The sequence below is a fragment of the Endozoicomonas acroporae genome, assembly GCF_002864045.1.
Classification (GTDB): Bacteria; Pseudomonadota; Gammaproteobacteria; order Pseudomonadales; family Endozoicomonadaceae; genus Endozoicomonas; species Endozoicomonas acroporae.
The window spans coordinates 1-11098 of sequence record NZ_PJPV01000107.1; the positions used below are offsets into that span (position 1 = coordinate 1).

Consider the following 11098-nt stretch of genomic DNA (forward strand, 5'->3'; position numbering starts at 1 on the left):
GACGTCAGTGAGCTTTACCAGCTCGCCCAGAGCGACGACTTGCAGTCCTTCGTGACCCCGCTGGGCATCAGTGAGAGCGCCCAGCCGGGCACCGTGGTGGGGCAGGTGCCGGCCAGTGACGCCGATGGTGATAGCCTGACCTTCAGCCTCACCGACGATGCCGACGGTATGTTTGCCATTGATGCCGCTACTGGCGAGATCAGCGTTCTGGGTGTGCTGGACTACAACACGGCCAGTAGCTACCCATTGACCGTGCGCGTAGCCGATTCATACGGGGCATTCAGTGAACAGCAATACACAGTTACTGTTGCCAATGTGAATGAGCCACCGCAGTTGTCACAGCAACCGGACCCCCGGGCACTGGCAATGTTTGACCTGACCCAGGGAGCAGGTGAGGTCGCTGAGAATTTGGGTAGCCATCATCAGGACCTGAGCTTCAATAGCGGAATTAACCGAACCAACGACGGTGTTGAGCTTAATGGTGCCGGAGGTTCACTGGGTGATATGACCATGGGTGGGGATATCACTATTGCCTCGACCTTTACCTTCGACAGTCACAGTAACTGGGCACGGATTGTTGATCTCGGGAATGGTGCAGGCGCGGATAATATCTTGATCGCCAGCCCATCAGAAGGGCGGATAGAGGCTCAGATTTACCACGGCAACAGTGTTGTTGGTACCGTAGGTCTTGATGATTTCTATACGCTCGGTGAGACATTCCATATAGCCCTGACGGTTGATAACGATGGCTATATGCAACTGTACAAAAATGGCGAGCAAGTCGCCGCCAACCCACATGGTCAGACACCTGTTGAGATGGTCCGTAGCAGCAACCTGGTGGGCCAGAGTAACTTTGCCCAGGATGCAGCTACCAATGGTACGATCAAAGATCTGGTGATTCTTGAAAGATCACTGCCTCCCCGGGGCATAAGTGATCTTTATGATCTCACCCAATCAGGAGAGATTAACGAGTTCCTGACACTATGGGTCGTGGATGAAAAGGCCCAGACCGGCACAGTAGTAGGGCATGTTCAGGCCAGTGATGTCGATAGCGATACGCTGACCTTCAGTTTGACCGACGACGCCAACGGCCTGTTTGCCATCAATGCCAGTAGCGGGGAAATCAGTGTTGCAGGCATTCTCGATTACAACACGGCCAATAGCCATCAGTTGACGGTGCGAGTCTCTGATCCAGAGGGAGCGCACAGTGAGCAGCAGTATACGGTTTCAGTCAATGCCACTCCGGAACTGGTACCACAACTCGTTTCAGATACTGCAGCAGCTTTTGATTTCGTTGATGTTGTCGGTGATATTGTCAGAGACCTTGGCCACCATGAACACGCTCTGACATTAAACGATGGTACAGAAATGGTCGGCAGTGGCGTCAAGCTCAACAGTGTGGGTGGCTCCATTGAAACGATGACCATCGGTGGGGACATCACCATCGCCAGCACGTTTACCTACCACAGCCACGATACCTGGGCACGGGTGGTGGACCTGGGCAACGGTGCCGGTGCCGATAATATTCTGATCGCCAGTCCATCCGAAGGGCGTATTGAGGCCCATATCCTCCACGGTGGCACTAATGTTGGCATAGTGGCTGCTGATAATTTCTATACCCTGGGCGAAGAGTTCCATGTGGCCTTGACTGTGGATAACGATGGCCACATGCGCCTGTACAAAAATGGTGTGGAAGTGGCCAATAATCCTGATGGTCAGGCACCAACGGAGATGTCCCGGAGCAGTAACCTGGTGGGCCTGAGTAACTTTTCTCAGGATGCAGCCACGGATGGTACGATCAATGATCTGGTGATTCTTGATACCTCAATGTCACCAGATGATATCAGTGATCTCTATCAATCGAGCCTGGCCGATGGGCTGGAAACCTTTCTGACGGCCCTGAGTATTGGCGATAACGCCAGCCCCGGCGAAGTGGTGGGTCAGGTACAGGCCCATGACCCAGAAGGCAACGGGTTGACCTTCAGCCTGACCGACGATGCCGGCGGCCTGTTCACCATTGACTCCATGACTGGCGAAATCAAAGTGGCCGGTGTTCTGGATCATAATGTTGCCAGCAGCCATTCCCTGACCGTCAGGGTGCAAGATTCACACAATGACTTCACTGAGCAGCAGTATGTTGTTGCCGTCGGCAACTCACCGGATATAGAGCCAGGAAGGTCTTCTTCGCTGTCAGTAGCAGCCTTTGAATTCAATAATGTCGCCGGTGTTTATGATGACCTTACCGACCATAGCCATAATGTCTCTTTTGACTCTGCTGCCAGCTTTGAAAGTGAGTCAGTTAATCTCGGGGGGGGCGGTGGTTCGCTGGGGGCGATGACCCTGGGTGGAGATTTCACCATTGCATCAACCTTTAGCTACAGTCAGTTCGGCAGCTGGGCTCGGGTTGTTGACTTCGGTAATGGTCCCGGTGCAGATAATATTCTGATTGCCAGTCCCTCGCCAAACCGTATTGAGGCTCATGTTTTCCGGGGCGGCAGCATGGTAGGTAGCGTGGGATTGGATAACTTCTACGATTTAAACGAAGTTTTCCATATTGCCCTGACGGTTGAAGATAATGGTCACATGCGCCTGTACAAAAATGGTGTTGAAGTGGCTGATAACCCCAATGGCCAGGCACCGAATGAGATATTACGCACCAGTAACAAGATTGGCTCGAGTAACTTTTCTCAGGATGCAGCCACGGATGGTCATATCTACGATCTGGTGGTTCTCAATGAATCACTGACTGCGGATGGTATCGGTGAAATCTATCAACAAACTCAGGCCGACCAGTTATCAGAGTTTATCGACAATTATCAGGCATTGGACCCCACCCTGGAACATGAGCAGGTTCTCGCTGCTGGCCACAATAAACAATATCAGGTAGATATTGCGGCCCATCCGGAAGGAGGCTATATCGCCACGTGGAAGTCCGGCTCAGGTAACTCTGATGATCAAGTAATGGCCCAGCGGTTCGACGCAGCAGGCAATCCTGTGGGTAATGCCCATAAAGTGAATACCTGGAATCTTTCCCAGGCCTATGGTGATCTGTTTGAAAAACCCACTGTTGCCGTACTGCCCTCAGGAGCCTATGCCGTCTCTTACTTTTATGAAGATCCGGGCGAGATAACCAGTAGCCTGACGCACTTTTTCAGGGCAGATGGAAGCTGGATCACCAGACGGCATACCGATCATCAACACTATGGAACGGAAGTTACAGCGCTGTCGGACAATCGTTATGCCGTTTCTACCGTGAATAGTGACTACCAGCTTAAAGTCATCATGTACGATCAGAATGCTCAGCATACAGGTGACATTTTTATTGCCAATGTGGATTCAGACTACTCCCATCCCAAGTTGGCCGCTCTGGACAATGGCAAATTTGCCGTCAACTGGCGCACATCCAGTGGCTCGGATGACGCCATAAACCTGCAAATTTTCAATGCCGACGGTAGCAGTGCTCATGGCCCGGTCGCTTTTGGCGGTCACCCGGCTTCCTGGGGTCACGATACACAAGTCATAGTGCTGGACAATGGCGGCCTGGCCACCACTTACCAGAGTGGCAACACCTGGTATATCCAGATGTGGAGCTCCAATGCTACGGCCGTGGGTTCCCCAATTGCGGTCAGTGATTCTGACGTGGTTGCCCTGAACAATATGCAGCTGACCGTCGTAGGCAACGATATCCTGGCGACCTTCCTGGCAGGAGATGCGGATGGTTATGGTATATACAGCCGACTGTTCAGCAGCAATGGTGTCCCAATGACAGACCCTATTGCGATTAACGATGTCAAAACCGGCCATCAGTATGAACCATCGGTAACCACCCTGGCAGATGGTACGGTGCAGATTGCCTGGATGAGCAACCAGGTTGATGATGCGGATATCTACACCAAAAATCTGTCCCTGGGCCAGCAGATTGGTGAAAATGCCCAGCCCGGTACGATTGTTGGGCAGGTAGGGGCCAGCGATCCCGATGGCGATGCGTTCTTCTATAGCCTGACCGACAGTGCCGATGGCCTGTTTGCGATTGATGCCAGTACCGGGGCCATCAGCGTTGCCGGGGCCCTTGATTATGAAACAGCAACCAGCCATCAGTTGACGGTAAGGGTGACTGACCAGACCGGTGCGTTTGATGAGCAGTTGTTTGTGGTTTCCCTGATAGATGACCAGAATGTCGCACCGATATTACTGCAGGATACTGACTACTCGGCAGTGGCTGCCTTTGATTTTGCCGATGGTTCAGGTTTGGTATCGGAAGACCTGACCGAGCATAATCTGGACCTGACCTTTAACAATGGTATTACCCGGACAGATGACGGCGTTAACCTTAACAGTGTCGGCGGTTCCATCGGGGCGATGACTCTGGGTGGCGACATGACTATCGCTACCACCTTTACCTTCCATAGCCATGGCAACTGGGCGCGGGTTGTTGAACTGAGTAATGGCCCCAGCGCCGATAACATCATCATCGCCAGCCCATCGGAAGGCCGCATTGAAGCCAATATTTACCACGGTGCCAATATGGTTGGCTCGGTGGGGTTTGATAATTTTTACACGTTGGGCGAAACCTTCCATGTTGCCCTGGCCATTGATGACAATGGCCATATGCATCTGTATAAAAATGGCGTTGAAGTGGCTGACAACCCCGATGCCGCAACGCCCACAGTGATGGCGCGTAGCAGCAACCTTGTTGGCCTGAGCAGCTTTTCTCAGGATGCCGCCACGGACGGTAGCGTCAAGGATCTGATCATTGTTGATCACTTTCTGGAGGCCGACCACATCAGCGATCTCTACTCACTGTCACAATCTGGCCAGATAGAGGTATTTTTAGATCCTCTGCACATTACTGAGAACGCTGCGATTGGTACTGAGGTAGGTCAGGTGCAGGCGGAAGACCCGGAGGGTAATACGCTGAGCTTCAGCCTGACCGATGATGCCGGGGGTCTGTTTGCCATTGATGCTGGTACCGGGGTTATTCGCCTGGCAGGTGACCTGAATCACACCGAAGCCAGCAGCCACCAGGTAACCGTTCGGGTTACCGATCATCCCGATGGAGCATTCCATGAGAAGCAGTATGAGATCTCAGTGGCTGACCACAACTATGCACCGCAATTTTTGCCCGAGGGGGGCTCAGGTGCACTGGTTGCCTACGATTTTGCCCAAGGCTCGGGAGAGGTGGCTGAAGACCTCACTTACCATAATCAGGATCTGACCTTTAACAGTGGCATCAGCCGCTCTGGTGATGGTGTCGCGCTCAACAGCGTTGGCGGCTCCCTGGAGGCAATGACCTTGCGGGGTGATATCACCATTGCCTCCACCTTCACCTACCACAGCCACAGCAACTGGGCACGGCTGGTTGATTTCGGTAATGGTGCCGGTACCGACAATATCCTGATCGCCAGCCCATCAGAAGGGCAAATACAGGCTCAGATCTTCCACGGCAACCAGATTGTTGGTTCCGTAGCTTTTGATAATTTCTACACGCTGGGGGAAACTTTCCATCTGGCCCTGACAGTTGACGACGATGGCCATATACACCTCTATAAAAACGGTGTTCAGGTAGCGGATAACCCCAATGGCCAGGGGCCATCCGGAGTAGAACTGACCAGTAACCTGGTAGGTCAAAGTAACTGGTCCCAGGATGCCGCAACGGATGGCACGGTGAAGGATCTGGTTGTGTTCGACCGATCGCTGGACCCAGACAGTATCAGCGACTTATACCAGCAAACGCAGATCGGTGAAGTAGCAGCATTCCTGAACGTTCCCCTTGATACCATTGCCGAAAGCGCCCTGCCCGGCACGGTGGTCGGTCGGGCGCTGGTCAGTGATGTGGATGGTGACAACCTGACCTTCAGCCTGACTGATGATGCCGGTGGTTTGTTTGCCATTGATGCCGCTACCGGAGAGATCACAGTGGCCAACACCCTGGACTACGATTCGGCCTCCAGCCATCAGTTGAGCGTGCGGGTTGCCGATCCATCCGGTGCCTTCAGCGAGCAGACCTATGTAGTCGCCCTGACTGCTGCACCGGAGCTGTTGCCGGAGCAGGGTTCTGATGCCCTGGTCGCTTTTGACTTTGCCAACGGTTCCGGCGAAGTTGCTGAAGACCTGACCGACCATAATCAGGATCTCACCTTCAACAGCGGCATTACCCGCTCTGACGATGGCGTCAGGCTCAACAGTGTCGGTGGCTCATTGGGAGACTTAACGCTGAGCGGTGATATGACCATTGCGTCCACCTTTACTTACCACAGCCACTCTCCCTGGGCACGGTTGGTTGACCTGGGCAATGGCGCTGGCACCGATAACATTTTGATCGCCAGCCCATCGGAAGGACGAATAGAGGTTCAGATTTTTCACGGTAACAACATTGTCGGCTCAGTGGCTTATGATAATTTCTACACCCTGGATGAAACTTTCCATCTGGCCTTGACGGTGGATGCTGATGGTCACATGCATCTGTACAAGAATGGCGTTGAAGTGGCTGACAATCCCAATGGTCAGGGGCCTGCGGGGGTGACACTGAGCAGCAACCTGGTGGGTCAAAGCAACTGGCCTCAGGACACGGCTACGGACGGTACCGTGAAAGATCTGATTATCCTGGACCGGTCACTGGACCCGGGCAGCATCAGTGATCTCTTCGGTCAGACGCAATCCGGCCATATTGAAGCATTTCTGGCCTCTGCGGATATTGTTGAAAGCGCCCAGCCAGGAGACGTCGTTGGCCAGATGCAGGCCAGCGACCCAGCCGGTGAGGAGCTTACCTTCAGCCTGACCAATAATGCCGGTGGCCTATTCACCATTGATGCCGCTACCGGGGAGATCAGTCTCGCTGGAACTCTCGATTATGAGACGGCCACCAGTCACCAGTTGACCGTCAGGGCTACAAATTCATCCGGCGGATTCAGTGAACAGCCTTATGTTGTGTCCGTGACAGATGTAGCAGAATTACTACCGGTGCATGAAGCAAATGATGCATTGGCCGCCATTGACTTCACCACCGGATCCGGTGACAAGGCGGAAAGCCTTACCAGCAATGGTCAGGTTGTGACCTTCTACAGTGCCATTACTCATTTCAACCATGATGGCGTCAGCTTCAACGGTGCCGGTGGCTACCTGGGAACCATGACACTGTCCGATGATATAACCATTGCTTCGACCTTTACCTATGACAGTCATACTAATTGGGCCAGGATCATTGATTTTGGTAATGGCCCCGGCACCGATAATATCTTGATTGCCAGCCCTACAGAAGGTCGCATCGAGGCGCAAATTTTCCACGGCAACACCATAGTCGGGTCTGTGGCGTTTGATAACTTCTATACCCTTGGAGAAACTTTCCACATGGCCCTGACGGTTGATGCCGATGGCCACATGCACCTGTATAAAAATGGCGTTGAAGTGGCCGACAATCCAAATGGCCAGGGGCCTTCCGGGGTGTCTCTGACCAGTAACCTGGTGGGACAGAGTAACTGGGGGGCCGTGGATGCTAACACCGATGGTACAATGAAAGACTTGGTGGTTCTGGACAGGTCTCTGGACCCCAGCAGTATCAGTGACCTCTACGGTCAGGCTCAGTCCGGCGATATTGAGTCATTTTTAACCTCCCTGGAGATGATCGGTACCGAAAGTGCGGATATCATCAAAGCGGACAGTGACAGCAACACTCTGCTGGGTGAAGCGGGTGACGACATTCTCTTTGGTGGAGCCGGTAATGATACGCTAACCGGGGGTACGGGTTCTGATACCTTTACCTGGGAAGCACCTGACCTTGGTACAGCTGCGGCACCCGCAGAAGATGTCATCACTGACTTCCATCTTGGGCAGGGAGGTGATGTCATTCACCTGGACGATATCCTGCCCAGTGATCACGGGGCTCTGGATCAGTATCTGGCCCTGAATTTTGACAACGGCGATACCACGCTTGAAATAACACCACAGGTGGGCGGAGATATCACTCAGAAGATCAGGCTGGAAGGGGTAGACATGTCCGTGCTGGGCAACACCGATGCCGAGATTATCAACAATCTGATTAATAACGGTAATCTCAGCCTGGATTGAGTTTTGTCCTTTTACTGATAGAAATATATTCAAAGGTCTCAGCGTTTGCACCAACCCGGCTCCAGCCGGGTTCAAATCCACATACGCCACACAGGTCAGTAGAGCAGCTTCGTTTTTCAAATTGGTTGGGGTTCAGAAAACTGTCTTGCAGGATTAAACGACTTTTGACGTTCAGTCACTATCCCACCACGGATATTTCCTTAAAGATGGGATTTCATGAAGCAACTAATATGATCCGGTTTTTCCGCAGGCATACTCAATTATCGCCGAAGGAACTCCGGCAGGTCTGTCGCCAGAATGACGATTAATACGCGGGTAACCAGATAGGAATCCTAACCCTTTCATAAATATTTATTACAACGGTGCATTTATTCTTGCCACTGGCTTAATTTGCTTATTAACCGCTGGATGCTGCCATCGGCGCTAAAATATTTTAATCTTTAGGGGCTGTCAAAGCACTTTCAACATTACTAATAGCCATAACAAATAATGATGAATGGTTAAAATAATTATTGAACAGAGTATTTATGGGTGAAACTTATATGATCAGAAAAAGTCTTAAGCTGGAATTCAATAGTTTAATAATTCAATGGAACGCTCTGTCAAATCAACTCAATCCAATGTTGCTTTTGCCGGGTTTTATTCAAGCTCACAAGAACAAAAGCACCAAACTATGAGAAATGAACAGCAGCCGACGTACCAAGGCATATCTGTTCAGGCACTGGATGATCCTTTTCATGTTTACCATAGTCAATCAGACAGACACAACAACAGCCCTGGTCCTTTTAGTTCATTTAGTTCATTGAATGAATACAATATTGCATCTCTGACCAGTAGCGATCAGGAAGCCCCTGATGAAATTAATATCTCTGAGATACTACTGCCAAGGCTGGATGAATATTCATCTTATCATTCTGACACTACCCTCTTGGATGATTCACTATTATCAATACCAGACATCCACTTTATTCAGAATGAATGTTTAGTGGAGAACGAGCCTGAGGTCAACGAGCCAATACCAGAGTGGAACCCGGATGGTCTGTTGGCTAATCTTCATGCAATACTCTCTAATCAACAACATTCAAGGCCAGTTGGGGTAGCTAGCTGGCAAAACCACAACCAAACGACAAGTGATCATCAAACGCGGCAGGCAGAAGAAGTACTTAATGGCAACACTTCAGCAGTTGAGTACCAAAATTGCTATCAGAATCATTCCGATCACTTAGAGCGCCAAAGGGTATACCAAAGGAAGCGTTACCGGAATGATCCCGATTACGCAGAGCGCCATAGGACATACCCAAGGAAGCGATACCAGAATGATCCTGATTCGGCAAAGAAACGAAGGGAGCGCTATAAGAATGATCCCGCTTTCGCAGAGCGCGAGAGGGAGCGACAAAGGGAGCGTCTCAAAGATCCTGCCTGGCGGGAGAGCAAAAAGATACGCCAAAGGGAGCTTCGCAAAAATCCTGCTTACGTAGAGCGTGAAAAACAGCGCCGAAATGAGTTGCACAAAGATCCCGCATACGCTGAACGTAGAAGAAGGCGGCTCATCGAGCGCCGCAAAGATCCCGCTTACGTTCAGCGCCAGAGAGAGTACCATAGGGAATACCGGAAGAAGCGCCGTTTGAGAGTTTTGCAAAGACAATTTCTCGGGCAAAAACTATGAGCATCGCAGGCAGTGGGTGGTTGATCGGTTGAAAGCGCTTTCTGGTATTTTTGTCTTGGAAGTCTGTGCTTATGCGGTTATGTCGAATCATTATCATGTGGTGCTCCATATCAATAATCAGCAAGCCAAAGAATGGGATACCAAAGAAGTCTTACAACGCTGGACGCAGCTGTTTTCTGGCCCGCACCTGGTTCAGCGTTATCTTGCCGACGATCGGCTGGGCAAAGCAGAGCTGCTGCGTGTCGAAGAATATGCCCAGAAGTATCGAGGTCGCTTAATGGATATTAGCTGGTTCATGCGCTGCCTTAACGAATACTTAGCCCGGCTGGTCAATAAAGAGGATGAGTGCAAAGGGCGCTTTTGGGAAGGTCTTTACAAAAGTCAGGCCCTGTTAGATGATGCCGCATTGCTGACTTGCATGGCCTATGTCGACTTAAACCCCATCCGGGCAAAAATTGCTGCAACGCTGAAAACCTCAGAACATACCTCTATTAAAGAGCGCATTGAGACATACGACAGCGCAAATGGAAAAAAACAAAAGGCGCAGTTGAAACCGTTAAAAGCTCAGGGTCAAAACCCCGAACAGGCCATTCCATACCCACTCAGTAGCTACTTTGAACTGGTTGACTGGTCTGGCCGAATTATCTGCAAAGGCAAACGTGGTCGTATAACTGACGATGTACCACCCATCTTGGAGCGCCTGGGTATTGACCCAAATGAATGGCTGGAGACTATGCGCTGGCACAATCGTTTCCACCGCGCAGTCGGCAAGCTGGGTTCATGGGATGTCTGTGAGTGGTAATCTCTATCCTGCCTGATCAACACATTTTCATTTACTTTAAGTAGTTGGCCAAATGGAATCGTATATTTCTGGCTAAGTGGGCAGTTACTATGCAAGGCGCAACGTAGGGAGCATAGCCGTAGCTATGTGACCGGAGTTGCAACGCCGCAGAGTGACTGCCCACTTAGTCAGAAATATATGATTTCATTTGGTTAACTACTTAATGTGGCCAGAATTTTCTGATTGCTCTTTCTTATATTGTCTCGATAGTGTCTTCTGTCTGGCCGTTGCTGAGTACTTTTTATACTTTTCTTGCTTGGTATTAATGAGAATTTCTTAAAACGATCAATACTCTCTCTTCGAGTCATTATCCAGCATATATCTCACCAAGGCTTGCAAGCTAACGACTAAAAAAATTAAGGCTCTTTTCGGATTCCAGACTGCTATGTAACCAGCAAATTGACCAAGGGCTGAAGGATGCTCTTACCTCTTCGACCAATATTATGCAAAAACTCAAAAAAGCCAAGGTAGATGGGCAAAGCCTCCTGGGATATTCCCCTGTGAGGCCTTAGCCACGAACGGAGTAA

The 11098-nt window shown here is 50.8% G+C and carries 4 protein-coding genes; all 4 read left to right on the top strand.

All coding sequences use genetic code 11. From position 1 onward, the window contains the following. Nucleotides 1-39: 39 nt before the first annotated feature. The 4 genes from CX664_RS17165 to CX664_RS17180 all read left to right on the top strand — a co-directional run bounded on the left by CX664_RS17165 (nt 40) and on the right by CX664_RS17180 (nt 10532). The gene (locus CX664_RS17165; protein ID WP_219622220.1) at nt 40-8064 is read left to right on the top strand and encodes a cadherin domain-containing protein; all 8025 of its coding nucleotides are present in this window, start codon (nt 40-42) and stop codon (nt 8062-8064) included. Then, nucleotides 8061-8372, top strand: coding sequence for a helix-turn-helix domain-containing protein (locus CX664_RS28250; RefSeq protein WP_101747930.1), 312 nt, complete (start codon nt 8061-8063; stop codon nt 8370-8372). The genes CX664_RS17165 and CX664_RS28250 overlap by 4 nt, the downstream gene beginning before the upstream one ends. A gap of 365 nt (nt 8373-8737) precedes the next feature. Further along, nucleotides 8738-9730: a hypothetical protein gene (locus CX664_RS17175; RefSeq protein ID WP_101747931.1), complete on the top strand. Its 993-nt coding sequence runs from the start codon at nt 8738-8740 to the stop codon at nt 9728-9730. Between the two features lie 28 nt (nt 9731-9758). Continuing rightward, nucleotides 9759-10532, top strand: coding sequence for a transposase (locus tag CX664_RS17180; protein WP_146000094.1), 774 nt, complete (start codon nt 9759-9761; stop codon nt 10530-10532). The last annotated feature ends 566 nt before the right edge of the window (nt 10533-11098 follow it).

Coding starts and splice junctions, on each gene's coding strand:
- CX664_RS17175 (WP_101747931.1), top strand. CDS start 8,738: ATGAGAAATGAACAGCAGCCGACGTACCAAGGCATATCTGTTCAGGCA.